Origin of the sequence: Brevundimonas vesicularis (assembly GCF_032067225.1) — a bacterium.
Classification (GTDB): domain Bacteria; phylum Pseudomonadota; class Alphaproteobacteria; order Caulobacterales; family Caulobacteraceae; genus Brevundimonas; species Brevundimonas vesicularis_F.
In genome coordinates, this window is sequence record NZ_DAMBJX010000004.1 from 20,051 (window position 1) to 47,050 (window position 27,000).

22 protein-coding genes are annotated in these 27,000 nt (G+C 62.0%); 12 read left to right on the top strand and 10 right to left on the bottom strand.

Annotation, left to right across the window (positions count from 1 at the left end):
- Window positions 1-81 precede the first annotated feature (81 nt).
- From putA to RT123_RS01695, 6 genes are all read left to right on the top strand, one after another.
- Window positions 82-3,210 (top strand): bifunctional proline dehydrogenase/L-glutamate gamma-semialdehyde dehydrogenase PutA, encoded by a 3,129-nt coding sequence (gene putA / locus RT123_RS01670; protein ID WP_313007297.1) that lies wholly within the window; start codon window positions 82-84, stop codon window positions 3,208-3,210.
- A 61-nt stretch (window positions 3,211-3,271) separates the two neighbouring features.
- Window positions 3,272-4,585, top strand: coding sequence for a glycosyltransferase family 1 protein (locus tag RT123_RS01675; protein WP_313007399.1), 1,314 nt, complete (start codon window positions 3,272-3,274; stop codon window positions 4,583-4,585).
- A 141-nt stretch (window positions 4,586-4,726) separates the two neighbouring features.
- The gene (locus RT123_RS01680) at window positions 4,727-5,458 is read left to right on the top strand and encodes an ABC transporter permease (protein ID WP_313007299.1); all 732 of its coding nucleotides are present in this window, start codon (window positions 4,727-4,729) and stop codon (window positions 5,456-5,458) included.
- 18 nt (window positions 5,459-5,476) lie between these two features.
- On the top strand, window positions 5,477-6,643 hold the full coding sequence (locus RT123_RS01685) for a chain-length determining protein (protein WP_313007301.1): 1,167 nt from the start codon (window positions 5,477-5,479) through the stop codon (window positions 6,641-6,643).
- Window positions 6,640-7,317, top strand: coding sequence for an ABC transporter ATP-binding protein (locus tag RT123_RS01690; RefSeq protein ID WP_313007303.1), 678 nt, complete (start codon window positions 6,640-6,642; stop codon window positions 7,315-7,317). Before RT123_RS01685 ends, RT123_RS01690 begins: the two co-directional genes overlap by 4 nt.
- Before the next feature lie 234 nt (window positions 7,318-7,551).
- Window positions 7,552-7,971, top strand: coding sequence for a hypothetical protein (locus RT123_RS01695; protein ID WP_313007306.1), 420 nt, complete (start codon window positions 7,552-7,554; stop codon window positions 7,969-7,971).
- 2 nt (window positions 7,972-7,973) lie between these two features.
- Here the strand turns inward: RT123_RS01695 and RT123_RS01700 are convergent, their stop codons facing one another.
- Window positions 7,974-9,056: a cell wall hydrolase gene (locus RT123_RS01700; RefSeq protein ID WP_313007308.1), complete on the bottom strand. Its 1,083-nt coding sequence runs from the start codon at window positions 9,054-9,056 to the stop codon at window positions 7,974-7,976.
- Here RT123_RS01700 and RT123_RS01705 point away from each other — a divergent pair.
- From RT123_RS01705 to RT123_RS01715, 3 genes are read left to right on the top strand one after another with little or no spacing between them, the layout of a single operon-like run.
- On the top strand, window positions 9,039-9,662 hold the full coding sequence (locus RT123_RS01705; RefSeq protein ID WP_313007310.1) for a prepilin-type N-terminal cleavage/methylation domain-containing protein: 624 nt from the start codon (window positions 9,039-9,041) through the stop codon (window positions 9,660-9,662). The two genes, RT123_RS01700 and RT123_RS01705, sit on opposite strands and share 18 nt — an antisense overlap.
- Complete coding sequence (locus RT123_RS01710; RefSeq protein WP_313007313.1) at window positions 9,649-10,677, top strand: type II secretion system protein GspK; 1,029 nt, start codon at window positions 9,649-9,651, stop codon at window positions 10,675-10,677. Before RT123_RS01705 ends, RT123_RS01710 begins: the two co-directional genes overlap by 14 nt.
- On the top strand, window positions 10,646-11,722 hold the full coding sequence (locus RT123_RS01715; protein ID WP_313007316.1) for a hypothetical protein: 1,077 nt from the start codon (window positions 10,646-10,648) through the stop codon (window positions 11,720-11,722). Before RT123_RS01710 ends, RT123_RS01715 begins: the two co-directional genes overlap by 32 nt.
- Here the strand turns inward: RT123_RS01715 and RT123_RS01720 are convergent.
- Together RT123_RS01720 and gspG are read right to left on the bottom strand one after the other, a co-directional pair.
- Window positions 11,670-12,176: a prepilin-type N-terminal cleavage/methylation domain-containing protein gene (locus RT123_RS01720; protein ID WP_313007319.1), complete on the bottom strand. Its 507-nt coding sequence runs from the start codon at window positions 12,174-12,176 to the stop codon at window positions 11,670-11,672. The genes RT123_RS01715 and RT123_RS01720 overlap by 53 nt on opposite strands.
- The gene (gspG, locus tag RT123_RS01725; RefSeq protein ID WP_313007401.1) at window positions 12,148-12,615 is read right to left on the bottom strand and encodes a type II secretion system major pseudopilin GspG; all 468 of its coding nucleotides are present in this window, start codon (window positions 12,613-12,615) and stop codon (window positions 12,148-12,150) included. The genes RT123_RS01720 and gspG overlap by 29 nt, the downstream gene beginning before the upstream one ends.
- 151 nt (window positions 12,616-12,766) lie before the next feature.
- Here gspG and RT123_RS01730 point away from each other — a divergent pair, with 151 nt between their 5' ends.
- Together RT123_RS01730 and RT123_RS01735 are read left to right on the top strand one after the other, a co-directional pair.
- Window positions 12,767-13,453 carry a hypothetical protein gene (locus RT123_RS01730; RefSeq protein ID WP_313007321.1) on the top strand — a complete coding sequence of 229 codons (687 nt, stop codon included), beginning with the start codon at window positions 12,767-12,769 and terminating at the stop codon, window positions 13,451-13,453.
- Between the two features lie 500 nt (window positions 13,454-13,953).
- Entirely contained in the window at window positions 13,954-16,314 is a 2,361-nt protein-coding gene (locus RT123_RS01735; RefSeq protein ID WP_313007323.1) for a secretin N-terminal domain-containing protein, read from the top strand.
- Here RT123_RS01735 and RT123_RS01740 read toward each other — a convergent pair.
- From RT123_RS01740 to RT123_RS01765, 6 genes are all read right to left on the bottom strand, one after another.
- On the bottom strand, window positions 16,311-16,733 hold the full coding sequence (locus tag RT123_RS01740; RefSeq protein ID WP_295240701.1) for a prepilin-type N-terminal cleavage/methylation domain-containing protein: 423 nt from the start codon (window positions 16,731-16,733) through the stop codon (window positions 16,311-16,313). The two genes, RT123_RS01735 and RT123_RS01740, sit on opposite strands and share 4 nt — an antisense overlap.
- Window positions 16,730-17,935 (bottom strand): type II secretion system F family protein, encoded by a 1,206-nt coding sequence (locus RT123_RS01745; protein WP_185224954.1) that lies wholly within the window; start codon window positions 17,933-17,935, stop codon window positions 16,730-16,732. The genes RT123_RS01740 and RT123_RS01745 overlap by 4 nt, the downstream gene beginning before the upstream one ends.
- Window positions 17,936-17,937: 2 nt before the next feature.
- Window positions 17,938-19,692: a GspE/PulE family protein gene (locus RT123_RS01750; RefSeq protein WP_313007331.1), complete on the bottom strand. Its 1,755-nt coding sequence runs from the start codon at window positions 19,690-19,692 to the stop codon at window positions 17,938-17,940.
- A 70-nt stretch (window positions 19,693-19,762) separates the two neighbouring features.
- Window positions 19,763-20,677, bottom strand: a complete 915-nt coding sequence (locus RT123_RS01755) for a glycosyltransferase (protein ID WP_313007333.1) — start codon at window positions 20,675-20,677, stop codon at window positions 19,763-19,765.
- Window positions 20,674-21,366 (bottom strand): hypothetical protein, encoded by a 693-nt coding sequence (locus RT123_RS01760; RefSeq protein ID WP_313007335.1) that lies wholly within the window; start codon window positions 21,364-21,366, stop codon window positions 20,674-20,676. The genes RT123_RS01755 and RT123_RS01760 overlap by 4 nt, the downstream gene beginning before the upstream one ends.
- A 104-nt stretch (window positions 21,367-21,470) precedes the next feature.
- Window positions 21,471-22,877, bottom strand: a complete 1,407-nt coding sequence (locus RT123_RS01765) for a hypothetical protein (RefSeq protein ID WP_313007337.1) — start codon at window positions 22,875-22,877, stop codon at window positions 21,471-21,473.
- 388 nt (window positions 22,878-23,265) lie between these two features.
- Here RT123_RS01765 and RT123_RS01770 point away from each other — a divergent pair, with 388 nt between their 5' ends.
- A complete protein-coding gene (locus RT123_RS01770) occupies window positions 23,266-23,997 on the top strand; it encodes a sulfotransferase domain-containing protein (RefSeq protein WP_313007340.1) in 732 nt (243 codons plus the stop codon).
- 390 nt (window positions 23,998-24,387) lie between these two features.
- On the opposite strand, the gene RT123_RS01775 is transcribed toward RT123_RS01770, so the two are convergent.
- Entirely contained in the window at window positions 24,388-26,874 is a 2,487-nt protein-coding gene (locus tag RT123_RS01775; protein WP_313007342.1) for a glycosyltransferase family 2 protein, read from the bottom strand.
- Window positions 26,875-27,000: the final 126 nt, after the last annotated feature.

Here is a 27,000-nt window from a genome sequence, read left to right on the forward strand (position 1 = left end):
CTTCGGCTTGGGTTTGTATCATACGAAGCACCTTCAATGAACTCCGGCATATACGGCTGAAATCCACAGGATTTGTCGCCGATGACCGCTCCCACCTTTATGCCTTCGAGCCTGGCCGCTTGGGACGGTCTGGATACGCACAAGTTCCGCAACGAGCGTGAGGCCGTCGCCGCAAATCTGGCGCGCATGCCCCTGGATTCGACCGAACGGGATGTGGTCGCTGAGGCGACGGCCCTGGTCGAACACGCCCGCCGCAGCCAGAAAAAACAGGGGGTCGTCGAAAGCTTCCTTCAGCAATTCTCGCTTGGGACCCGCGAAGGTCTGGCCCTGATGTGTCTGGCCGAAGCCCTGCTGCGCGTTCCGGACGAGGACACCCGCGATCGCTTGATCGCCGAGAAGATCGGCTCGGCAGACTGGGCCGCCCACCTGGGTCAGTCCGACAGCCTCTTCGTCAACGCCTCGACCTGGGGTCTGATGCTGACCGGCAAGCTGGTCGATGTGGATGACGAGGCGCGCAGCGACCTGCCCGGCTTCCTGAAGCGGATCGCCGGCCGATTGGGCGAGCCGGTCATCCGCCAGGCGGTGGCCACCGCCGTCAAGATCATGGGCGAGCAGTTCGTCGTCGGCCGCACGATCCAGAGCGCGCTCAAACGGTCGAATAAGGAAGGCTGGCTGTGTAGCTTCGACATGCTGGGCGAGGGCGCCCGGACCATGGCCGACGCAGACCGCTACGAGAAAATCTACGCCGACGCCATGGAGGCGGTCGGCAAGACGTCGAAGGGCCAGGGACCGGAGCACGGCCACGGCGTCTCGGTGAAACTGTCGGCCCTGTCGCCCCGCTATGAGGCGACGCATGAGGATGACGTCTGGGCGACCCTTTATCCCCGCATCCTGCGCCTGGCTCAGATCGCGGCCAAATACGACATCAACTATACGATGGACGCCGAGGAGGCGGACCGTCTGACCCTGTCGCTCAAGCTGCTGGACCGACTGGCGCACGAGCCGTCGCTGAGCGGCTGGACGGGCCTCGGTCTGGCGGTTCAGGCCTATCAGAAGCGCGGTCTGGAGACGATCGAACGCGTCGCCGACCTTGCCCGCCGCTCGGGCCGTCGTCTGATGGTGCGCCTGGTCAAGGGCGCCTATTGGGACACCGAGATCAAGCGCGCCCAGGTGTTCGGCCGCGCCGACTATCCCGTCTATACGACCAAGGCGGCGACCGACCTGAACTATCTGGTCTGCGCCAAGGCCATGATCGAGGCCGCGCCGGCCATCTATTCCCAGTTCGCCAGTCACAACGCCCATACGCTGGCGGCCGTGCGGCGTATTGCGCGTGATCACGGCGTGACGGTCGAGCACCAGCGGCTGCACGGCATGGGCGAGGCGCTTTATGACGCCGCTCAGGAGGCATGGGCCGACGAAACCGTCATTGTCCGCGCCTATGCCCCTGTCGGCGGACACGAGGAACTGCTGCCCTATCTGGTGCGGCGCCTGCTTGAAAACGGCGCCAACTCCTCCTTCGTCCACGCCCTGCTGGACGAGCGCGTACCCGCCTCGGCCGTCGCGACCGATCCCATTTCCCTGGTCGAGCAGGCGCCCGACCGTCACTCCAAGATTCCGGTTCCGAAAGACATGTACGGCGATCGTCAGAACTCCCTCGGCCGCGATTATTCCCAGGCCGCCGACCGTGAAGCCCACGCCAAGGCGCTGGAACTGATCGACCGCGAGAAGTTGACCAGCGGCCCGATCATCGGCGGCAAGCTGCGCGCCGGCGTCGATGCCCAGGCCGTGACCAATCCGTTCGACCGCTCGCAGGTGCTGGGCCACGTCTCGGAAGCTGAGGCGGGTGACATCGACGCCGCCGTCCAGGCCGCCGCCGAGGCTCAGGTCAAATGGGACCGCCAGGGCGGCGCCAAACGCGCCATCGTCCTGCGCGCCATGGCCGATGCACTGGAGGCCAATCTGGACCGGTTGGTCGCCCTGCTCAGCCGCGAGGCGGGCAAGACCCTGAATGACGGCGTCGCCGAGGTGCGCGAGGCCGCCGACTTCTGCCGCTATTACGCCCTGCTGGCCGAGCGCGACTTCACCGCCCCCGAGACGCTGAAGGGCCCGACCGGCGAGACCAACCAGCTGTTGCTGCACGGACGGGGCGTCTTCGCCTGCATCTCGCCCTGGAACTTCCCCCTGGCCATCTTCACCGGCCAGATCGCCGCGGCGCTGGCCGCCGGCAACGCGGTTCTGGCCAAGCCTGCCGAACAGACGCCGCTGATCGCCGCTGAGGCCGTGCGCCTGTATTACAAGGCCGGCCTGAACCCTGACCTGTTGGCCCTGGTCCCAGGGCGTGGCGAGACGGTCGGCGCGGCCCTGGTCACCCATCTGGGCATCGACGGCGTCGCCTTCACCGGCGGCACCGACACGGCCGCCGCCATCAACCGCTCCATCGCCGCCCGGCCCGGCGCCATCATTCCCTTCATCGCCGAGACCGGCGGCCTGAACGGCATGTTCATCGATACGACGGCGCTGAAGGAACAGGTCATCGACGACGTGATTCAGTCGGCCTTCGGCTCTGCCGGTCAGCGCTGTTCGGCCCTTCGCGTCCTCTATGTGCCCAAAGATTCGGCCGACGCCCTGATCGAAGGCCTGAAAGGCGCGCTGGCGGTGCAGACCGTCGCTGACCCCGCCGATCCCAAGACCGACATCGGCCCCGTTATCGATCCCGAATCCCGTCGGGCCCTCGAGGCCCACGTCGAGCGCCTATCGAAGGAAGCGAAGATCATCGCCCGCGCCGCCCTGCCGATGGGCGCCGAAAAGGGCGACCTGTTCGCCCCCACCATCGCTGAAATCCCGACGCCCGACTTCCTCGAACGCGAGGTCTTCGGCCCCATCCTGCACATCTACCGCTACGCCCAGTCCGACCTGAAGTCGGTCGCCGGCAAGCTGGCCGCGCGCGGCTACGGCCTGACCCTGGGCGTCCACAGCCGCATCGAAGCCTTCGCCGCCGAAGTCGTCGACTTGGTCCCTGCCGGCAACGTCTATGTCAACCGCTCGATCACAGGCGCGGTGGTCGGCGTGCAGCCCTTTGGCGGCGAAGGTCTGTCAGGTACCGGGCCCAAGGCCGGCGGCCCCAACAGCCTGATCCGCTACGCCGCCGAGAAGGCGATCAGCGTGAACATCGCGGCTCAAGGCGGCGATCCGGCGCTGCTGAATCTGTAGAAGGGGTTGACGACGCGCGTCTGTCATCGTCCATGACCTTTTTGACGTTCTTCCGGTGACCATGACATCGATTTGCATCGACGGCTTCAACTTGGCGCTCGCCAAAGGATCCGGCATCGCCACCTATGGTCGTAACCTGCTGGAGAATGTGCGGGCTATCGGATACGGCACTGAGGTTCTTTACGGCCCGCCCGGTGCGCAGAAATCTCAGAACGTTCTTAACGAAGCGATGCTCGTCGATGCCGAACGTGCGCCGCAAAGGCTAAGTCGCAAACAAAAGTATCGGCGATGGAAAAGAACGCTGACCTCGCCGATCGGTCGATCACCATTTGCGATCATTCCGTCGGGGGAGGTGATTTGGCCTTCGCGCTCTGGCGGCATGCCGGCGGCTGACAAGTTTTGGGCGGCTCAGGATCTCTACACGCTCGCGAACCGCGCCTTCCAGGCTTATGGTCGCTTTACACCCGTATCGTTCCCTTCGTCTGAATCTACCCATGCACCCGACATCATGCACTGGACGGCGGCCTTGCCACTCCAGGCCAAGGGCATGGCGAATGTCTACACCATTCACGACCTGATCCCGCTGCGTCTGCCTCACACGACGCTGGACGATAAGGCCAGCTTCATGAATCTGTGTGCTGATATTGTGCGCCGTGCGGATCACATCGCGGTTGTATCCGAGACCACAAGGCAAGATGTCATACGCCTTTTGGGGGTGGACGAGCGCCGAGTAACCAACACCTACCAAGCTGTCAGTATTCCATCAGTACTTTCTGAGCGCCCCCAATCCGAGATCGAGCTGGAACTTGAGGGCGTTTTTCGTCTGGAGTGGAAGGGCTATTTTCTCCACTTTGGGGCTATTGAACCAAAGAAGAACCTCGGCCGGATCGTTGAGTCCTATCTCGCGTCGGGTAGCAAGTCTCCGCTGGTGATAATCGGAGGCCGTGCGTGGCTTGATGAGGGCGAAACCGCCCTCTTGGCTCAAGTGAAGCGTGACGGCGGACCAAACGCTGATCGGATACGGCAGTATGAGTATATGCCGTTTTCCATGCTGGTCAGTTTGATCCGTGGTGCAAAGGCAACCCTCTTTCCGTCTCTGTATGAAGGATTTGGGTTGCCTGTCCTGGAATCAATGGCGCTTTCGACAGCGGTGCTCACATCAACTGGCGGCGCATTGCCTGAAGTGGCGGGCGAGGCGGCGCTGATCGTCGATCCTTATGACACTCGAGCGATCGCAAAGGGAATTCAGGCTCTGGATTATGATGCCGATCTACGCGCCAGTTTCGAGGGGCTGGGTAAAGCGCAAGCCAAGCGTTTCAGCCCTGACGCCTATCAGCAGCGTCTCCGGGACCTATATGCCAAGGTTGCTCGATGATGGGCTGGGCTTGACGTCGTCGGCTAATCGCGCGCAAACGAGAGGTGGGACGATCTGCTCGGTCGGGCTCCATGTCCGGTCCATCTTGGCGGCTTTATGATTGCGTCCATTAAACGACATGCAAGGACCATCCTCTCTCTGGTGATGAGAGAAATCATCACGCGGTTCGGCCGAGAAGGGTTGGGATTTGCGTGGCTTGTCGCTGAGCCGCTTGCCTTTTGTTTCGGCGTCATGGTGCTTTGGAGCTTCACCAAGCCAGCTTACGAACATGGGATACGTCTCGCGCCGTTCGTCATGACGGCCTACATGTCGTTGATACTGATTCGACACCTGATCGGATATCTCGCTGGCGCATTACAGGGCAATATGGGCCTTCTCTACCATCGCCAGATTGGTCCTCTACACATATTCAGCGCTCGCATCCTGTTGGAACTCGCGGGGGCCACAATGGCGTACGCTATTGTTTACGTGTCTCTGTTGGCGATCGGACAGGTGAGCTTGCCCAGTAATTATCTTTTGCTGTATTTCGGTTGGTTTTTGTTGGCCTTCATTTCGACGGGATTTGCTCTTATATTGACAGGCTTGGCTATGCGTTTTGATGTAATGGAGCGCCTCATTGGCCTGATCGGTTACCTGATGATCCCTTTGTCGGGCGTATTCACGATGGTTGCTTGGCTTCCCCATGGGTTTCGTCAGGTCTTGCTATTATTGCCCTTCGTTCATCCCGTAGAGATGATGAGATCGGCGGTTTTCGGTGAGTTTGTAAAGACATACTACGACATCCCTTACGCTCTTGCCTTTGGTCTAGTATTTAATGTCATAGGCCTTTTGCTGGTGTCCAGCGCTAGGCATCTAATTGAAACTGAATCCTAACTCCGCTGGGCGATCATAATGAGCGAAACTAAGATCAATTATGTGGGGCCTATTCCGCAACTCCTTCCATCTGGTCGTAGGGCGAAAAAATGGTGGGAGCGTTGGCCTATTGGATTCTTGGGTGTCGTTGTTGCGCCAACACTACTCGTTGCATTCTATTATCTTGTGATCGCTTCGCCTCTTTATGTGTCCGAGGCGAAATTTGTCGTAAGGCAAGCGAACCAGCCGCAGACTTCGGCCTTGGGGTTTGTACTGCAAGGCGTCGGCCTATCGGCGTCAGCGTCTGATGCGTTCGCAGTTCATGAATATGTTCTTTCGTCAGACGGAGTCGCTGAGCTGCGACAGCGATTCGATCTCCGCCGAATTCTGGCGCCACGTGGCGGCGATCCGCTGACCGGCTGGCCGCGTTTCTGGGAGGGTGACTCTGAGGAGGGAATGCGTAAGTCGCTGAAGCGATTTGTCGTTACAGGCTTTGATGCGACCACTGGAATCAGCACCCTGCGCGTCGAAAGCTTCGACGCAAAAACCGCCCAGGCGCTGAATGCCGCGATGCTTGATGGCGGCGAGCGTCTCGTCAACCGCATGAATACGCGTGCAACAGATGATGCTGTTCGTGACGCCAAACGTAGCCAGGACGAGGCGCGCGCTAGGCTGTCAGACGTCCAAGCTCAACTTGCAGCGTTTCGCAACCGTGAGCAATTTATCGACCCGGCACGCACCGCAACGGAAGGGTCTACGCTTGTCGGCAATCTGTTGGCGTCTCTGGCGACCTTGAAGGCCGAGCGCGCTCAACTCGCCGCAGATGCGCCACGCAGTCCCCAGCTGCCGATGCTCGACTCGCGGATTACGGCTTACGAAAATCAAATTGCTGCCGAGCGGGCTAAGATTGCCGGGTCTTCAAACTCGCTGGCCAGCAAGATCAGCAGCTACGAAGATTTGTCCTTGAGGCGAGAGCTTGCGAACAAGGAGCTCGCTGAAGCTACGGCTGGCGTCGTCACAGCGGAGCAGGAAGCCAGACGTCAGAAGCTCTACCTCGAACGCATCGTCAGCCCGAGCTATCCGGACAAGCCAACCGAGCCCCGTCGTCTTATTGCGATCCTGACTGTCCTCTTCTCAACGATGTTGATCTACGGTTTGGGCTGGCTAATTTGGGCCGGCGTGCGTGAGCATCGTCAGTTGGGATGACCGACATCATCCCCGCTGACATCGGCTTGCTCGTACAGGGTTTGAGCAGAACCCATCCCGGTGCGCATAAGCCACTTTTCTCAGATCTCAATCTTTCGTTGCGTCGCGATGGTAGACTGGCCTTGCTCGGTCGTAACGGCCAAGGGAAGTCGTCCTTCATTCGTATGCTTGGCGGGATCGATCGCCCGACGCAGGGCAAGATCACATGGGATATGACGTCATCATGGCCGATCGGTTTCGCGGGCGGCTTTCAAGGATCGCTCACGGGCGTTGATAATGTGAGGTTTCTGGCGCGCCTGTATGATCGGGACTTTAAGGACTTGATGGCGCGCGTTGATGACTTTGCAGAACTGGGAACAGCGATGCGGCGTCCTGTAAAGCAATACTCTTCAGGCATGCGCGCACGGCTTGCCTTTGGTCTTTCTCTGGCTGTCGAGTTTGATTGTTACTTGATCGACGAACTCGTCGCTGTTGGCGACGCGCGGTTTCAGCGCAAATGCCAAGAGGAGCTCTTCCAAAACCGCGCGAGTCGAGCGTTCGTGATGGCGTCGCACAACACTGACATGATCGCGAGTTATTGTGACCAAGCTTTGATAATCGAAAGCGGCAAAGCAAAACTATTTACTGACATTGAAGAGGCGGTTGAGGTTTACACTTGGTTGCGGGCAGCGTGACTAGCGTTGGTTCTCGCAATTTCTGGTTCCTCATCCCTCCCTGCCATGTGCGTGTTGCTCGACCGGAAGCGATTGCGTCAAAGACAGACCTAAAGGCAGGGCAGGTTGCGGGGGGTCATGGTTCACCTAACGTCGTGGACTACCTCGCGGAAATTTTTTTCCTTTGGGTTTTTTTCGCTGCGGCGTTTTCCTTTCGAGGAGGCCAACGTCTTCAATCAGGGGATTTCATTGCTCATGAGCCTGGATAAGACAACTTGGTCGCCAGAACTATTTAGCTACGACGTAAAAAGTGTTGATCTGGCGCGATCGGGGCAACCCTTCGATATCACGGGGAAGCCACGATTTTTAATCTCTGGGCCCTATGTCACCATGCCGACAGGGTTTTGGAAGGCGAAGATCACGCTTGGCTTTGATGATGGCGCGAGTCGCTCGAGGTTTAGGATCGATTGGGGCGAGGTTGAATCTTATCAATCCCAAGAATTCTACCCTGGCCGTCCGGGGTTTTTTGAAATTGTAATGTCCCATCAGTGGGTTGACGCCGCGCCTGCGGAAGTACGGTTAGTCCAACTGGAAGGGGTCTTCGACGGCCACGTAACCTTCGCAGGAGTCGAAATCACCGCAGGAGATACCCACTCCGTATCAGACGGAGCCTGAAATCAGCGACTTTGGGAGTCCGACGCCTGTCCCGTGAGGGCGGCGTAAGCCTGCTCCAGCGCCGTATTGCTGACGAAAACCAAGCCGCGCTGAGCGACGGGCGCGGCTTCTTGCGCCCCCGGTGTCCGGCCATTCTTTGCATTTCCGTAGAAGATATGCGCGCCAATCTGGCGGACCCGTTCGAGGCGGCCCGCCCAGGTCGGCCGCACATAGTTGGCGTGATAGTTGACAGAGCCGCGAGGCAGCAAAGCCTTGACCTCGCCGGCGTAGACGCTGCGCGCAATCCGTTCGGCCCGGGCCCAGGCCGTCATGTTGATGGGCGACCGACCGATCGAACCGTCGCAGGTGAAGGTGAACTGGCAGGTGCGGCTATTGCGCTGATAGACCACTTGGCAGATGTCGCGAGGATAACGTCCGCTGCCGGCTCTGTTCAGCACCACCTCTGCAACTGCGGCCTGGCCCTCTTCGCTTTCGTTGCGGGCTTCGTAATAGATCGCCTGTGTCAGGCAGGCGAGGGGATCGCCGGGGACGTTCGCGGGTGTCGAAAGGTCAAGGCGAGGGGCCCTGTAGCCTCCCGCCGCCGAAAGCGGGCGAGCCTTCGATGGATCGTAGGCCGGCGGCGCAATCGTCGCGGCCGCTTCTACGGTCGATGTTCTCACTGTATTTTGAGGCCGACGGACAACGGCCGTCGCGCGTACGTCTCGCGCTCGAACGGATCTCGATGGCGGTGTCGCATCGGCCAGGCGCCCGCCCTTGCCCTCCGCGATCATGCCGCGGAGTCTGGAATTTAAATCTGCTCGACGTTGAATGTCGGTTGGCGCTTGTGTGGCCGGGGTGGCGGGTCGCGGCGCGATGACCCGAGGTCCGGCTTCGGCCTGGGCGAACAGGTCAAGACTGGTCACCCCGCCCCAAAGGGCGAAGGCCAGTCCGCCCGCGATCAAGACCGAAGTCTGCTTGTTCATCCCCGTCCCCGGCTTATGCGCGGTTGATATCTCATCGCGTCCCAAGCGCCAAGCGTGACGGCGCGGTCCATTGGCGAGCGCGTCGGGAACCGCTAACAGCATGCGATGCGGCGTCTTGCTCAACGTTCCGGCTTTTCTCTGATCGAGGCGCTCGTTGTCTTGGCGATCGGCGGCATGGCGCTGGCCATCATCTTCTCCATCGGCATCAAGGCCGGTGATACCGGATTCAGTCTGGGGCGCCGGGCGATGTCGGCGTCGGATCTCGATGTTTCTGTCAGCGATATTCGAGTCTTGATCAGAAGTATCGCCCTGCGTCCGGCTGAAACTTTCAATGCTCAAGTTGATCGCGCCATTTCCGGCGCACCCGAGCGGCTAGAGGCCGATGTCGTGATGGAGCGTGCCACACAATGCGCGCCTCAAGGCTGGGCGGGACGGATGGTTTTGACGGTGACCCGGGACGCTGGTCAGGGTGTGCTGACGTGCGAAGCCGGCTCCGGACCCGTGACATTGATCACCACGAGCGATCCCGCCGCGCGCCTGTCCTATTCTGTAGACGGCATGGTCTGGTCCGCTGTCTACGCTCCCGCAGAACGTGCGCCAGCCATTAACGACGGGCAGATGCGCGCGACCCGGCTTTTCGTGCGTTTTCAGGGCGGCGCGGTCGATATTCTGGATTTAGCTGGATCCGGACGTCCCGAAAGCTGGATTCGATTTGATGACCCCCTTTAAGTCCCGCCGCCGACGCTCAGGCTTCGCCCTGCCCGCCGTGCTGGCGGTCACAGGGGTCGTCACTCTCATCTTCCTGGTTGCGATGACGGCCTTGAGCAGCTTGCAGGCAGAGGCCGCCTCGGCGCGGGCGCGAGTCCGGTTCATGGCGCGTGCGATGACGGCGGAAGCGTTGATGACCTATATGGCCGCCACCGAGCCGATGGCCCCGACCGGGATCAACACCGGAGGGCCGCGTCTGTTTGATGACGCCATCTACGATCCGTCGGGTGGCGCGGGCGAACTGGTGCGGCTCGACGGTCGTGGTTATCAGGTCGACATCGACGGCGGCTTGCTCATCAAGTCCCAGGATCAGGCTGGCTTGATCAACTTGGCGTATCTGCAGGATGCCAGCTATCGGCGGCTAGGGGATGCCCTGGGGCTATCCGACGCTGTGACGCGCCGCTTATCGCCCCTTTATCGTGACTACATCGATCAAGACGATCTGAAGCAGATCAACGGAGCGGAGGCTAGGGACTACAACGGTGCTGGGCCCGCGAACCGCGCAATGCGTCGCCCTGAGGAATGGCTCTCCCTTCTGGGCCTTCGTGGCGCTGTGCGCATGAGTAGTTGGCGAAAAATTCATCCTCATCTGGCGATGGATTCCGCTTCGCCGAACGAAAACGTGAATACGGCCTCAGCTGAAACGATGCAGATCCTATACGGCGCCTCAGCCTCGCAGATTGAGGCGGCCTTCAGGGCGCGAGAACAGCAGCCGTTCCTGTCATTCGCCGATTTCGCATCCGCGACCGGGCTGCCGGACACGAGCGGAGACAGCTTTTACACCTTCCCGTCAGGACGCATTCTTCTCACCGTGGCTGACAGCCGGTCGGCTTGGGTCTATCGGTCACGACTGACGTTGACGCCTTCAGGGGTTGAGCGGCCGGTCTGGATCGACCAGACTGAATTGAAAGAGGCTCCGGGGCGAGCCGTGGCTGATTTGTCCGATGCAGTTCGACTTCCTTACGCCCCGCGTTGAGCGGCTGTTGGCCGATGGCCGCTGGATGCAGGTTCATCCGGGCGGTCCAGGCGGCAGGCTGCGTCCGCCTGTCGTGCTGCTGGCGCGTGATCTGACGGCGTTCAGCCTGTTCGAGGCGGCCAATCTGCCGCGCAGTCGCAGGGGGCAGGCGGCGCGCCTGCATGCACGCACGGGCTCGCCCTATATGGTAAGCAGCTCCACTCTGGTGAAAAGCGGCTCCAATTTCGGCGTCTGGTGGTGGGACGCCGAGACGGTGAATGCTCTGGTGAGCGCACGCTACGGCGCCCGCGCGCCCCTTGTTCGGCCCGAAACCCTGGCTCACCCCCCTGGCGTGGGATGGCGGATCGTCCGGCTCGAGCAGGGTTATGAGGCTCAGTTGTGGCGCGAGCGTCGCCTGATCGCTTCTGCCTGGCGGCGCGAGCGCTTCGATGTCGCCTCGTGGGGCGCGTTCACGCGATTGCAGCGCGGCGCCGAGGATGCGCCGGAAACACCCCCAGCAGCGCAAACGCTTCCCATCGACTTCAGCGCCCCTGCCTTCGCTGTGTCTGCGTCTGACCTCAGCCAGGAACAGCTGATCGGTATCGGCGCCGGCGCCGTTGCATTGACGGCGATCGGCCTGAGCCTCTTCATGATGGGTCAGGGCGCACGCTTGGCGTCAGAAGCCGACGAGATCGAAAAGGAAACAGCGCAGATTCAGGCCGCCACGCCGCGCGCCGCCCAAATGGGCGGGCTGGAGGCCGACCGTCGCAAGCTGGCCGCCTATGCCGAGATCGAGGCCCGAACAAATCCGCTCAGCGCCGCGGGCGCGGCGATCGGAATTGTGGCCTTTCATGATTTGACCCCGACCGCGCTGGAGGCCCAGAGCGAGACCTTGACCCTGACCCTGCCTTATACGGCGGTCGCCGTGGCCGACACCTTGATCGCCGATTTTGAAGGCTCGGGCTATTTTTACGACGTGCGCCCAAGGACGGACGCGCAAAATCAGCGTTTGATTATCGAGATGAAGACCCGCGAGGCGGCTCCGCCGCTGACTGCAGGCGAATAAATCGGCAATCGCCAGCCGCCGTCCGAAGGGTCATGACGACACGGTCGCCATTGATCAGATTGGCCGTGGTGTCCGAACAGCCGCCGCCGGCGGCGATGTCCAGAGCGGGAGCCATCGTGTAACGCCATGGCGACCTGAGGGTCACGGTTCGATCAACCCAATCATCAGACGCTCCTTCTGGCGCGCCGCCCACTTGCGGGCTGCCCGCTTTGGCGGCTTCTGGATCGGCCAGACGAATGGCGACCCCAGTGCGATTGGCCTCTCGACGATAGTCCGAGACCTGCTTTTGAAACTCGAAGAACACCGCGTGGGACGTCGCCTGATCCAGCATTCGCGATGTGCTGGGCATGATCACCGCAGCACTGAGCGCGAAGATCGCTAGGACCACCAGTATCTCGATCAGCGAGAAACCAGCCCGGCTGCTGTCAGCGTTGATCGGATGTGATGTCGGCATTCGCGCCCTGACCGCCTTCCTGGCCGTCGGCACCGTAGCTGACGACCTTTGCGCGGTTCTCGGGCGCGCCAGGGGTACCGTCAGCGGCCGCGCTGGGCGGCAGATAGACGTATGGCCGGTTCCACGGGTCTGAGGGCAATGCCTTGTCCAGATACGGCCCGGACCAGCCGGCGACCTGCTGAGGATCGGCTTGCATCAGAAGCGCCAGACCTTCCTGCTGGGTTGGCAGGCGCCCGATATCTAACCGCATTGTTTCCAGCGCCGCTTCGATTGATCGAATTTGCAGGCGGCCGGTCGTCGTCTTCGACCGATCAAGCTGCGCGAAGAGTCGCGGCCCGACCACGGCGGCCAGCATGGCGATGATCGCCAACACGACCAGAATTTCCAGCAAGCTGAACCCTTGCCGTGCGGAGACGCGCTGAACGGATCGACGCCCCACGAAACGGCGAAGGTTGCGTGAAATATGAATGGACAAACGCTACGTCCCTATAACCATGAAGCTATTACCACAGCCCGGGGGCTGCTATAGCGGATGGATGCGCGCGCGTCGATTGTGAACGGGTGGGCGCCGAAGATGCGGCGGGGCTGGATTGCAGGACATCATTGCCGGACTCAGGGTGTCTGCCCGGACGCAAACGCGTGCACTTCTCGCTCGGCTTCAGCGCACCACGCCGCGTGAGCGGGTTTTGCTGGGTGTGATGGTTCTGGCCGCCCTGATCTACGCACCAATCAGTGCCGCCGACTGGCGTGTAAGGCAGGAAGACCGTTACATCGACGCCCTGTCCACGCGAGCCAGCGCCCGTCTTGCAGCCAGTGCGGCGCGGCGTGTCGAGGCGGCAGCGGCAGATGATACCGCCGTCGAGGATATGAAAACCTGGGGATTTGAAGCCACGAACGTCGCCGTCGCCCAGGTCCGCATTGAACAGCAACTGGCGAAGGCCGCGCTCGACGCAGGAATGACCAGCGTCGTCATCACGACTGATGCTGAAGTCGAGACGATCGGCGTGACCGATTGGGTAGGCGCAGAGATCCAGACGGATTTGCGATGGGCGCCGACCTTTGCCTTTCTGGATCGTGTCGCCGGCTGGCCAGAAGGGTTTCGGGTCGTGAGTTTCGACTATGAGATGACGCCAGTCGCGACGTTCCAAGGCCAAATTCAGCAGGTGGAGGGCGCGGCCGCTCAGCTTCCTCCTCCGACGGGGAAGGTGCGCATTCGGCTGTCGTTCCCCGTGGTTTTGCCTGCCGGTGCAACGAAGGTCGAGAAGGTAGGCGGCTGATGCGTTTTGCTCCTCTTTTCGTGCTTCTGTTCTTGGCGGGCGTCTTTTTGCTGGGGTGGCAGAATCCCAATGAGCCGGAGGAGCCGCCGTCTGTGCGCCGTGGCGGTCTGGGACAGGACTCCTTGGTGCTCAGGCCCGGAGAAAGCGCGGCGGCCGCAGTCCGGTTTCTGAGAACGCTCCGTTCCGACCCGCCCCTGCCTGCTCCGCCGCCCCCGCCGCCGCCGCCACCACCGCCCCCGCCGCCCCCGCCGCCGCCCGATGTGTCGGTGGTCTTCAAACAGGCGCTTCGCGGTGTGGAGCGTAACCCTTCAACCGGGTCATTGGCGGCGCTGGTGAGCGATCCTGCCGCGCCGGGGCCGCAAATCCGATCTATCGTCGTCGGCGATCGGTTTGGAGACGGGTGGCGAATCGAAGAGATCACAGAAAGCGCCGTCACATTGCGAAAGGGCCGCGAAACGCGCGTGGTCCGTCTGTACGGCTGAGGCGCGCAGGAGTTGTCTATGTCCAAGTTGTTCACCGCCCCACGTTTGAAGGGAACAGCCTCGTCGCTGATGGCGGCGGTTTGCCTGACGCCTCTGTTTCTGGCCGGTTGCGCCGCATTCCCGACGATGACCACCACGACTCGCATGCCCGATCGTGCAGAAGATTCGCGAAGCGGCGGTGATGTTGTGCCGACCGGTTCTGATGCGGCTGTCGCCGGAGCACGCAACTCGTCAGAACGTCTGTCCATACCGACGCGTACTGCGCAGACACCCCAACGACCGCCGGCGACCGAAGCCGAAGTCGCGGCGCTGCTGCCTGATGAGCCGGTCGATGCGACCTTGGCGCCGCAGTCTATCCCCCAATTCGCGGCGACCGTCTTCGGCGGCGTTCTCAATGTGCCCTATTCTCTCAGCGGAGACGTGGCCACACGATCAGAGATCATTGCCGGCGGCACGGGCGGGACGATCAGCAAACGCGCTCTGTTTCGATTGACGCAACAGGCGCTGAAACAATACGGCATCGACGTCTATATCGACGGCGGGGCGGTCACCGTCGGCGCTAGCCCCAATGGCGCGATCGGCAGCGAGATCGTTCGCAACCGAACAGCGCCCGCATCCTCCGGTCGCGTGGTCCAGTTCTTCAACGTTCAGACTATTGAAGTGAACGTGCTGCAGTCCTTGTTGGGCGATCTCTTCCCGAACCTTGGCGGCGCGCGGGTCACGCCGGATCCCCTAACGAACAGCCTGATCATATCGGGCACGGCGCGTGATGTGGCGCAGGTCGTTCGTACGCTCCGCGAAATCGATCAACCGCGCTTTGCCGGGGCTGATGTTCTTCGTGTCGAACCCGTCTACTGGGCCGCGGATGCGCTTGCGACATCGCTGGAGCAGACGCTCACCACCGAAGGCTACATCGTCAGCCGGCAGGCGCTGGCCGGTCGCTCAATCGTCATATTGTCCTTCCCACAAGCCAATCAGATCCTCGTGTTCGCCAAGGATCCAGAGCTGCTGGAGCGCGTGAACTATTGGGTCGGCATGCTGGATCGTCCGGCTGCGCTCGGCGACAAAGCGACCACCTTCGTCTACAACGTCCGCAATACGGACGCTCAGTCGCTGGGCCAACTGGCCATGGGTCAGGCGCCGACGACAAACCAACCTCAGCCGCCGGTCGGTGTTCCCGGCACGCCGGCCGTCACGGTTGGAGACAGCGCCGCGCCTCGGCAAGGCGGCCAGATGTCCAGCAATGGTAGCGGTGCTCAGCAGCAGGGCGCCTCCGGGACATTCCTGGGAGGCCGTTTGCTGACGGACCCCATCGGCAACCGTATCATCTTCACCGGTACGGCCGGAGATTATGCTCAACTGCGCACCCTCCTGTCGACCTTGGACACACCGGCGCCTCAGGTCGTGATCGAGGTCATGATCGCCGAAGTCACGCTGACCGACGGCACGGACATCGGCGTCAATCTCTTCGGCACCGAGACGCGCGGCGACGGCGTTCTGAGCGGATCGACAGAAGGTTTGACGCTGAAAGGCGCGGCGGGCGTGTTCAACTTCATCGGTCCGGATTTTAGGGCTCGGATCGTCGCCAGCGCATCGAACAACCGCGTCAGCATTCTCCAGCGGCCTCAGCTCGTAACGCGCAGCGGGGGAACGGCGCGATTCCAGGTCGGAACCGACGTGCCGATCATCTCGTCGCAGCGCGCGTCGAACAGCAACTCCAACGGCGACACCGACATTCTCCAGAGCGTGCAATATCGTCAGACGGGCACCATTCTCGAGATTACGCCTGTGGTCTACGGAGACCGGGTGGACATCAGCATCAGCCAGGAACTGTCCTCCGCAGGCGCGCCGCCGGCGGGCACCAGCATCTCCAGTCCGACGATCTTGAACCGAAGCCTGACGACGCAGATCGCCATCAAGGATGGATGGACCGGCGTCCTGGGCGGTCTGATCGGAAACAACTACACCAAGGCGAACACAGGCATACCGTTCCTGAAGGACATCCCGATTATCGGCTCGGCCTTGCAGAGCAATTCGATCAGCGGTGAACGAACCGAGCTTCTGCTGCTGATCACGCCCTACATCGTGCGTGGCGACGATGATATGGCGGACTTCGCCGACCAGTATGCGGGCAATATGAATGCCGCATTCCGAACCGGTCGCGGCTGGTCCTATACTCTCACTCCGTGGTCGATCAGTCCGAGATTCAGGGGATTGGGCCTGGATCTTCCCAGCCCCCTGCCTGCTTCCGAAACGCCTTCGCTTCTGCCGCCGCGCGGTCGGCCGGTCGCTACACCGGCAGAGCCGATGGTTGGCGAAGAGTCTGTCGCGCCCGCAAGCACGCAAGAGCCCGTCACGGCGCCGGTGACGACGCCTTAAGCTCCCTCACCGACCATTCGTCGCCAACCCATACGGTCGAAGACCAAGGCGGCTGGGGAGCGACCGTTGCGCCGCTCGATCTCCACCGTGACGGTGAAGAGCTGGACCTGGAAAGTGCCGTCGCCCGTTGGAAAGCCGGCATTGGTCCGGCTTTCCGTCTTGGGACTTGAGGTCCAGCGTATGACGTCGCCCTCGGGCAGCGTGATCGTGCCAGTTGGCTGGTCCATAGGATTGATGTCGCGGGTCAACGCCAAGGCGTTTTCCTGGGCGGCGACCTGTTCCATCACATCGGCGGCGCGGCGTTGCCCGCGGATCATCTGCTGCTGAAGCTCGAAGATCGCCGTCAGTGTCATAGCGGCGATCGCCAGCGCCACAAGCGCTTCGATCAGGCTGAAGCCTTCGCGACGAGGCCTGATCAAACGACACCTTCGTAGACACTGGACAGCGCCAGCACCAAGGACAGGGCGACGAAGCCGACGATCAGCGAGATCGCGCCGATGGCCGCCGGCTCCAGCAGCGACGTCATGCGTTTCATGCTGTCACGCAAGCGGTTCTCGTAGTTGTCCGCCATAAAGCCGAACATGGCCCCGATCGCGCCCGAACGCTGGCCTGCGCGCAGCAGGCTGAGGTCCATCGCTTCCAGTTTGGTGTGCGCCGCCAGAGACGCATCCAACGTCAGGCCGGCCTTCAGATCGTTTTCGAGCCGGTTCAAGCCTTGCCTGAAGGGCCCAATCGGCACTGCGGCCCGCGCCAGGGCGACGGCCGACAGGATCGGCACCCCGTTCACCAGGGCGAAGGACGTCAATCGCGCCCAGGCCGCGATTTCGCGCGCCTGCAGCACGCCGCCCACGACCGGCAGGCCATGCGCCAGCGTATAGGCCCGCGCCTTGATCGCCGGATTGGTGGCGATCACGACGACCAGGGCGATCAGGGCGCCGAGCCCGATGCCGATTACGCCTATGTTGGCGTTGGCGAACTCGCCGGCGGACAACACCCAGCGCGATACGGTCGGCACGCGGCTGCGGTCTTCGCCGATCATGGCGCCGAAGCGTGGCACCACCTGGGTGAAGATGAAGGCGACGGCGCCCAATCCGGCCATCAGCAGGAAGGCCGGATAGGTCATCGCATTGCCGAAATCCTTTCGCAGCCGATCCTCATAGGCCATCTGCTCTGCAGCCTGTTTGAGCACTTCAGCGACGCGACCCGAGGCTTCGCCCACACGCGCCATGGCGTACAGATAGTCGGGAAAACCCGGAACGTGCTCCTCCAGGGCCTTGCCCAGGGAGTCGCCGCGTCGCAGCGCGGCGATGGCGGCCAAAAACTGTTCCTTGCCTTTCCGCGACTGCATGCCCTGCGCCACCGTATCCAGCGATTCCAGCAGCGAAACGCCGGCCTCCAGCATCAGGCCCAGCTGCCGCAGGACCAGCACCCGCTCACCCGACTTCAGGGGTCGGTTCTGGCCTTCGCCTTGCGCGGCTGCGGCGGGCGACACCTTCAGGACCGTCAGCCCTTCGGCCGACAGCCGCCGCACTAGCGCGGCTTCATTGGGCGCAGTCAGCACGCCCCGGGACATCGCGCCCTGGCGATCGATCGCCTGATACTGGAAAGCCTGCGGCGTCACGATCAGTCGCCGCCGCCGACGATGCGGTGGACTTCGGACAGGGTGGTCAGGCCGCGCCGAGCCTTCAGGAAGGCGTCGTCGCCGAAGCTGAGGAACCCGTCCTGACGCGCGATGTCGGTCAGCTGATCCTCGTCGGCGGATTTTCGCAGCGCCTGGATCAGCGCGGGCGAGGCGGGCGCGATCTCATAGGCGCCGATCCGGCCGCGATAGCCGGACTGCCCGCAGCGGGCGCAGCCCACGGGTTCGCGCCAGGCGGCGATCTCGGCGTCGGCCGTGGCGCGAAGGTGTGCCGGGATCGACTGCTCGTGCTCAGCGGCCTCCTGCGGGGTCGAGGGACGGGCGCAGTCGCACAGGCGGCGCACCAGCCGCTGTCCCGCCACGCCACGCAACACATCGGCCAACAGATAGTCCTCGATGCCGAGATCCAGCAGACGCGGCACGGCGGCCAGGGCGGTGTTGGTGTGGACGGTGGAAATGACCAGGTGCCCCGTCAAGGCGGCCTGAACCGCGATGCGCGCGGTTTCGGGATCGCGGATTTCGCCGACCATGATGACGTCAGGATCCTGGCGCAGGATCGACCGCAGGCCGGCGGCGAAGGTCAGGCCGATGTCGGCGCGCACGCGCACCTGGATCACGCCCGGCAGGTCCAGTTCGACGGGGTCCTCGACCGTAATGATCTTGCGCTCGCCGTCGTTCAGGTGCGTCAGCAGGCGATAGATGGTCGTGGTCTTGCCGGATCCGGTCGGCCCGGTGATCAGGAAGACCCCGTTGGGCTGTTCCGACAGTTCGAGCAGGGTCTTTTCCTGATCCTCGCCCACCCCCAATTCCGACAGCTGCGGCAGACGACTGGTCTTGCCCAGTAGGCGCAGCACGATCGATTCGCCCCAGGAACAGGGCAGGGTGGAGACGCGCAGATCCACTTCCTGGCCCGAGACGCGCACCGATTGGCGGCCGTCCTGCGGCAGGCGACGTTCGCCGATGTCCATGCCGCTGAGCAGTTTGATCCGCGAGGCGACGGCTTCGAAGTTGGCGCGGGGGGCGGCGCGCGCGGTGGTCAGGACGCCGTCGATGCGCATCCGCACCAGAAAGCGATCCTCATAGGGTTCGACGTGAACGTCAGAGGCGCGGCGCGTCAGGGCCTCGGCGAAGACGGCGTTGACGAAATCGATGGTGGGGGCTTCCTGGGCCAACTCGCGCAGGCGCGCCGCATCGGCGCCGCCGCTCATCAACCCGTCCATCAGGGGCGCGCCGTCGGCGTGCAGGTCCTGGGTCAGGGCCTCGATCAGCGAGCGCTGGGCCAGAAGGAAGAGGACGGGGTCTTTGCTGGCCTGGGTGATGCGTTCGCTGAGGGCGGGCGCAAGGGGCTGAACAGCGGCGCAGATTATACGGCCGGGCGCATCCTCGCCGGCCTCTTCGCGCCAGGCCACGGCCTCGTTCTCGGCCCACCAGTTCAGCGGAGAGCGAATCTCGGCCAGGAAGGCGGCGATCTGGTCGGGACGGGGGCTGTGTTCGGGCAGAAGGATGGGCAGGTTCAACTGCTCGGACAGTACATCCAGCAACTGCGCCTCCGACACGGCGCCCAGCCGCACCAGGTTCAGGCCCAAGAGGCCGCCGTTCTGACCCTGCAAGGTCAGGGCGTTGACCAGATCCGCCTCGCGGATCATGCCGCGCGCCATCAGCTCCTCGCCCAGGCGACGACGCGTCGGGGCGGGGGTGAAGGGAATGACCACGGGGGCGGCGTCGGTGTCTGTTGACAAGTCTGAATCTGATTTCGATACGGGGCGCTGAGCTCGGGTTATAGCGCGACCCGCCAGCGGTGTCGCGGGCCTAACCCGTTGAAGCGAAGAACAGACGCGGAACCGCAGGGTGTGTGATCCGGCCTCTCAAAAGCGGCATCGTCTGGACGCGGCCGTAAGGACGTCCGACCAAGGCCTCGTACTCCTGGGCAAAGAGGTCACCCAATGACCGGCCGGCTTCGGCTTGACGTCGGATGCCACCCGCTTGTGTGGTCGCCCCGTAATGCAGTTGGTGGAATGTGCCTTCCCCGACCAGCATGATGAAGCCGTCTCCAGCAGCCTCAACCGCCCGGCGGAAGAAGTCGAAACTGGCGAAGCCGCCGCCCAGCTGCACGAAATCCTCATTGTATCCGCCGATCGCTTCGAACATGGCTTTGCGCATGACGAAGAACGTCGTCTCGGTCGGGGGGGCAAGAACCCCCATGGCGTAGCTTTCACCAAGGGCGCAGATTTCGAAGAGGCGATAGCCGTCGCCGTTCGGCCAGCCGATGTCGGCCAGCAGGCGGTCCTCGACGTCACGGCTGTAGCCTTCTTCGACTGAAATCTGCTGAACCTTGGGACCGAGATGGAAACCGAGCGTGGCGACGAAGGCGTCAGGGCTTGAGCCGGCCGCGTCCAGGGCGGCGCGGACCATGCCGGGCGACACCATTCGCGCGCCGTCGATCATCAGTGCGATGTGATCTGCACGCGCCAGCGCGACGCCGCGATTGATGGCGCGACAGGGGGATACGCCGCCGTCATCGACGCGCAGGATCTGAATGTCCGCCTCTTGTGAAAACAGGTCGCGGGTCACGGGCTGGGCCGAGCCGTTATCCACCACAATGATCTCGACGTCCTCAATCTCCAGACCGCGCTGATAAGGCGGAAGAAGAGAGGTGACGGTACGTGGCAACTCGCGCGCCATGTCGAAACCGATGACGATGACCGAAAGGGCCGGGCGCTTCATCGCGCGGCGTCCCGTAGCGCCGCCCAAAGATCGGCGACAGAGGCTGGCACGGCGGCGTTGATCTTCTGGTGGTTCAACTCATCGGAGCGGAAGGGCATGGGCGCTGCCGCGTTCAAACCCAATCCCCTTGCGACGTGTCGGATGCGGGCTTCGTAGTCGTCCGCATCGTAGTCGATAACGGAGAATGGCGTCAGGTCGCGCCAACGCAGGACGGCACGATTGTATCCGGTCCAGATGGCAAGGGACCGGTCCTGATCGAACCCGTTGCGCGCCGCCAGAGAGCCCGCGACGGCGAGGGGATGGCGGATGGAGGCGACCAGCTTCAGGTCCGGCAGAACTTCAAACCAACCGTCCAGCAAAAGCGTGGCGCGGGGATCCTTGAAGCCCCAGGGCGTCGGCAGAGTGTCGTAATCGGACAGCACCGCTTTCAGATCGGCGATTTCGCTCGCGGTCCAGGCGACGGGCGCGTTGGGCGGCGCATCCCAGGCGGCGCCGACGCGGGCCAGGACGGCGTCGTGAACGGGCCAAAACCGGGGGTTCTCGCGATTGCCCTTCTTGTTGTGCGGCGCGGCGGTATTCACCGCGCCAAGATGCAGGCCCAAATCCTCAAGACACCCCGCCAGGCAGGACGTGCCGGATCGATGCATGCCGATCACAGCGACGGGCGCGAGGTTTGAGGCAGGCGTCATGGACATCTCGATTTGCATACGCGGCCCTTGATCTAGCCGGACACCGCGCAAAGAAAAAGGGAGGGCCGAAGCCCTCCCTTCCCAGATCAGTCTAGCGACTGGTCTTATTCAGCCAACGATTGCTCGAAGGTTTGGCCGTCACGCGTGTTGCGCAGTTTGGCGACCAGGCCGGTGTCTTCCTGGTTGATCGTGACGCGGAAGTCGGCGCGGGTGAAGTTGCCGAAGGCGGCAACCAGTTGAGCGCTGGTGACTTGCAGGTCGCCGCGAGCCGGAACCGAGCCGACAACCAGCGGAGCCGCAGTGCTGGTGAAGGGGGTGGCCACGCCGTTGACGACTTGCGTGCCGCTGATCATGCGGATCGTCACCGGCGCCGTGGCAGTGCCGTTGCTGTTGCTGACGCGGATGACGCTGGTGGCCAGACCCGTGCCCGAAACCCAAGGCGCCACGAAATTGGTGCCTTGCAGTTCAACCGTGCCGGCATCGGTCGTCGAAGCGGCCGGAGCCGTGAAGCCGGAGACGACAGTAGGAGTCCAAGTCACCGTGTAGGTGCCAGCCACGAACTCATCATCGCCGTTGTTGGTGATGTTAAGATCGGTCGTTCCCGCCGCGAATGCACGTGCTTCAGTCGCGGTGAGAGTGCGGATCGACGTGTTTGCAGGCGGGGTGGCAGCGGCCGTGCCGGTCGCCGGATCGAAAGCAACCGTCACATCGTCGTTGATCACCGGGCCGCGGACGATCAAGCTTGCAGTGTTGAGGATTGCCGGAGTCGCATCGGTGCCAGCAAGGTCGATATTGAACGAACCAGCGTTAACGACCTTAAAGTCGGATGCGAGTTGAGCGGTACCCGAACCAGCAATCAGGACGTAGTCATCATCACCAGGAGCTGCGGCCAGTTGAGCAGTAAGGGTGTTAGACGTCGCCGAGATAGGCTTCAGGTAGGCCGAATAAGAAGAGGCTACAGTGCTAGCGGCGGTGTCTACGACGATGTTGCTGCCACCGATGACGGCAGTCACCGACCCGGCAACGGTAATCGGGTTCTTGGCGGTTTGGCTGACGTTGGCAGCCAACGAGAACGACTCAACCGTCGAGCCGCCCGGAACCGAGACCAGGAAGGTCACGACGCCATTGTTGTTGCTGACGAGCGTGGCGGCGGTTGGCAGTGCGTTGGGCCCAGTCGAGAGTTGGAGGCCGGTCGAAGCCACGGTAGCGCCGTTGATCGTAAATTCGACGAGGTAGTCACGGGTAGCTGCGCCGGCACCGATAACGATAGGTGTCGTCAGCGTGTTGGTGGCGACAATGTTGCCCGTCAGCGGAGCTGCGGCCGTGACGTTTTTCTCGGAAGCAACTTGGTAAGTTACTGCGGCAACCGGGTTTGCGCCGGTGACGGCCGAAGAGAATTGGTTACCGGCGACGTCGGAGCCGAAGTAACCCGAGATTGAACCGGCTTGGGCGCCGCCGGCGAACAGGATCGCGGCGGCCGAGGCGGCGGCGAAAAGAGTGGTCTTAGTCATTTGGATTTTAGTCCCCAATAGAACCGGTGATATGGACGAGCCAACAATTGAACGCCTTCCGGTCACAGTTCGCGGCCCAGGAAGGGACAGGAGCTACGCCCACGGCAACGCATCCCTACCCTCGGGTGATCCAGCGCGTCAAGTAGGCCGCGCAGGCAATTCGAGAATGGGCAGCGCCCGAATCCAAAAAGTTTTTAGGGTCTTAGCCAGAGTGGAACAAAAATGTCGCTGTTATCGTGTTCAGCTCCGGCCGGGCATCTCCAACTCGCTGTCAAGGCCAAGCTTCACAAAGAAAGCTTAATCACGACGTTATGACGTTGTATTTGGACGGGTTAATACGGCGACGTTTTCAAAGGTTTCTTTGTTCCGATTTTCGCGAGTTATCTTTATGAACGAACGACTAAGCTTCGCAATAGCGGGTGCGCAGAAGTGCGGCACCAGCGCTCTCGATGCCTACCTGAGGCTTCATCCAGAGTTGGCCTTTGGCCGTCACAAGGAGAGCCACTTCTTTGACCGCGAAACGGGGATCGATTGGCGCAATCCGGACTATGAGTTGCTCCATTCATCATTCGGTGCGCCCGATGGCAGGATGCGTGGGGAGGCTACACCGGTGACCCTCTACTGGACGCCTGCGCAATACAGGATCGCGAGATACAAACCTGACATGCGATTCATCGTGCTGCTTCGGGATCCGGCTGATCGGGCTTTCTCTCAGTGGCGCATGAGCCGCAGAAAAGGCTGGGAGTCGTTGCCGTTCTCAAATGCAATCCGGGAAGGCCGGCTCAGAATTCTGAACGATGGTCCGCGCTCGTTAGCAGCGCGTCGTTTTAGTTACGTAGAGAGGGGATTCTATGCTCGTCAGCTTACTCAGCTGTCGGAGATTTTTGGATGGGACCAGATAATGATCGCTACACAGGCCGAGCTCGCCACTGAGCCGGATTCACTATTGGCTCGTGTGACGGATTTTCTCGGCGTGTCGCGTTTGGAACCTGTGTCCGTGAAGCGTGAGAACATCTCTCCTGGAGACGAGCAACTCACGAACGATGACCGAGCCTATTTGAACGAACTATACCAAGAAGATTTGGAAGCGCTGCGCTCGCTTACCGGCTTACGGATTTGAGACTCCCGATGTTGTCGGTATGCTTTTGAAGGGGCGAAGACGGCTTGTGGGAGCACGGGATCAGCCACGAAATGACGCTGACATTTCCGCTAATCCTGCGCTATCGCGGCCGGCCGGTTTAGGCGCCGCCTATCGCAGTCGTGACGTGTCCAGCGCCGGATGGACGTGTTGCAGGCAGATCCGGATCTGCTCCAGCACATGATCCTCTGAGCCTGCCCAGCCTTCGGTTTCCATGCGCAGCATCCGGGCCAGCGAGAACTGTTCCGCCGCCTGGCTGAACTGTTGGGCCAGTTGCAGGGCGTTGGCGTACTGCAGGTGCGCTTTACAGGCCAGAGGCGGTCCTTAAACCGTGGCCGCGATGGCTTTCTCGTCGCAGGCTCAGTTGGACTGTCAGGGCCACGGCCGCAAACGCGTGAAGGGACGCGCTTCTCGATCGAAGCGGGGATTGAAGAATGGGTCTTGGCGGAAACGTTCGCCCCAGCGTCGCCATAGCAGTCGGCCCGCCGCTTCCGCCACCTTCAAACGCTCGCCGTCCCGGCTGAAACCTCGGCTCTTGGACTCGAGATGATAAAGCGAGACGTGGGGATCGTAGAGGGTCTTCAGGCCTTTGCTCCAAGCGCGCAAGCAAAGGTCAACGTCGTTGCCTTCGACCGGGAAATGCGCCGCGTCGAAGCCCCCAAGGGCCAGGAATTTGCTGGTTTGGATCGCCATACAGGCTCCGGTCACGGCGACAGCCTGATGGGTCAGGGCGTGTCGGCCCATGTAGCCGGGGTTCGCAGCGGGCGCTCCGACACCGTCATGAACGAGGAAATTGGCTTCTCGGTCTCGCGCGATGAAACCTGCGTGCTGGAGCGAGCCGTCCTCGTAGAGAAGGCGAGCGCCGACGCAGCCGACATCCGGCCGCTCGGCCTGGGACGCAAGCTCATCCAGCCAATCCGGACTGATGACGACGGTATCGTTATTCAGAAAAACAAGCACCTCGCCGAGGGCCTGCTCGACCGCCAGATTGTTCATCAGCGCCCAATTGAACGGCCCGTCATAAGGCAGGACGCGGATCAGGTTCTGCTCTCGCAATTTGTCGAGGTAGGCGCGCGTTTCGGCGTTATCGCTCGCGTGGTCTATCACGATGAGGTCTACCGCAACGGAGTTGTCCTGCGCCGATCTAAGAACGCTGTCCAAGCACGGCTTTAAAAGTTCTAAAGCGTTCCGTGTCGGCACGATCACGCTCACCGCCCGTGACGACGGCTGGCGTTTTATGCGAATGGCGCCCTCTACGTCCGCGGCGAAAAGGTCTTGACCCAGCTCTATCGATACTCCCGAAGCATCGCTTAGAATGGATCCTACATGGTTCCGCCAGAGTTCGGCGTCTACCGAGGGGCGAGCGCGATGGGACGTTAAGACGGCCGGGATATGCGCAATCCGCGCACCCTCTTGCGCCAGGCGCAGAACAGTCGCAGCCGGAACCAGCCGATCACCAAGTTCAGCGGGCGCTTTGCCAGCCCTAAAGGCGACGCAGTCTCCGACGTAGGGCCACTGGCACAGAAGATCCAGGTCGAAGTCCGGCCTGAGCTGTGGGTCGTGCCGGAGAGCCGCTTCGCCCCCAGGGATAAAGACATCGGAGTCGGCGTAGGCGGCTATTATAGCCTCGTCTTCGAAGGCAGACGAAAAACTTGCCAAAGCCGTCGGCGCCAACACGCTGTTCGCCGGCATGACGAGGCAGATATCGTATGTCCGTTCTGCCTGTTCGCCTTTGGCCGATATCTGTTCCGTGGGAAGCCCCAGTCCCGCCAAGCGAAACTTAAGGGAGCGCAAATGCTGCTCGTTGTACGCATCAAGCCCGCCCACCTCGACCGCCCAGTGCCGGTGCGTTTGGTCCAAGACTGACCGAACGGCGTCCTCAATCTCGTCCGGCCCCGCGCCCTTGGCCATGAGCGACACTAGGACGTGCCGCTCTTCGCCGCACGACAGTTTAGCGCCCTCTGCGCATCCATAGGCGGAGGCATATTCCCCATATGCCGATAGCGGGAAACCGAGCCGAGAAATCGCTGTCGGGAGGGCCGATTGGATGCGCTCGAGCGATTCTTGCATCTTTCGAACTTCTGAAACGAGCGCATCGTAGGCCTCTGGCCCGTTCGGCAAGCCAGTCTGCGTGGCTGTCGCTAGACTGCGACCCGTCTCTGCGTCACGTATTTCCAAGGAGGCGGTGTGACGGTTCGGGAAGCCAGGATGAGGCAATCTGAATTCGAAGGCGCCGCTTCCTCCAAATCGATCCTGCAGATCGCGCCGGAAGCCGCCCGCTATGGTCGATGATACGAATCGCCCTTCCACCCAGAGCTCAACCCGTAGTGCCCGGTCGAATGCCTGCCTGTCTACAGCCCAACCCTGAACCCAGTCGGCGTCGATGTTTTCGACCTCAGCAATTCTTCTGAAGAGCTCTGCGTTGTCGATGATGTAGGTCAACCCATCCCATGCGTCAGAGGTAAACGGGCGCGCGGGGCTGAGGCCAGACCAAGCTTGGAAGTTCGGATCTGTGAATAGCGTCTGGTAAAGTGCTGGCCAGAAGATCTCTTCCCGAAGCCTGTCGGCTGCGGCCTTTTCAACCGGCAGTCGATCGGCAAGCCACGCTCGTACCCAAGCCGGCACGTCCTCGGCAAACAGACCGCCCGCTGGAAGCCGCCTTTCAGCGAGATGTGAGCTCACGCGATCGCGAAATTCTGGCCCGTCGAAAAAGATGCCAATAACAAATGGCAGATCGTGGCCAATAAATGCCTGCACCGCCGCTTCATCCGGTGTTCGCCCCAGGACGAAGGCGTAAATGGCGACCACATCCTCCTGCGTGGCGCGCGCATGTTCGCCTCTAGATTTTTCACGATGCATCTTACAGCCTTGCCCCTCTGCGGCGGTCCGCCTAGCATTGCTTAGCGTGTAGCCGAAACCTTTTGCGACTACACTGACATCCCCCCGAAGCGGATTGACTTGCAGCGTTTCATGTGGAGAACGCCG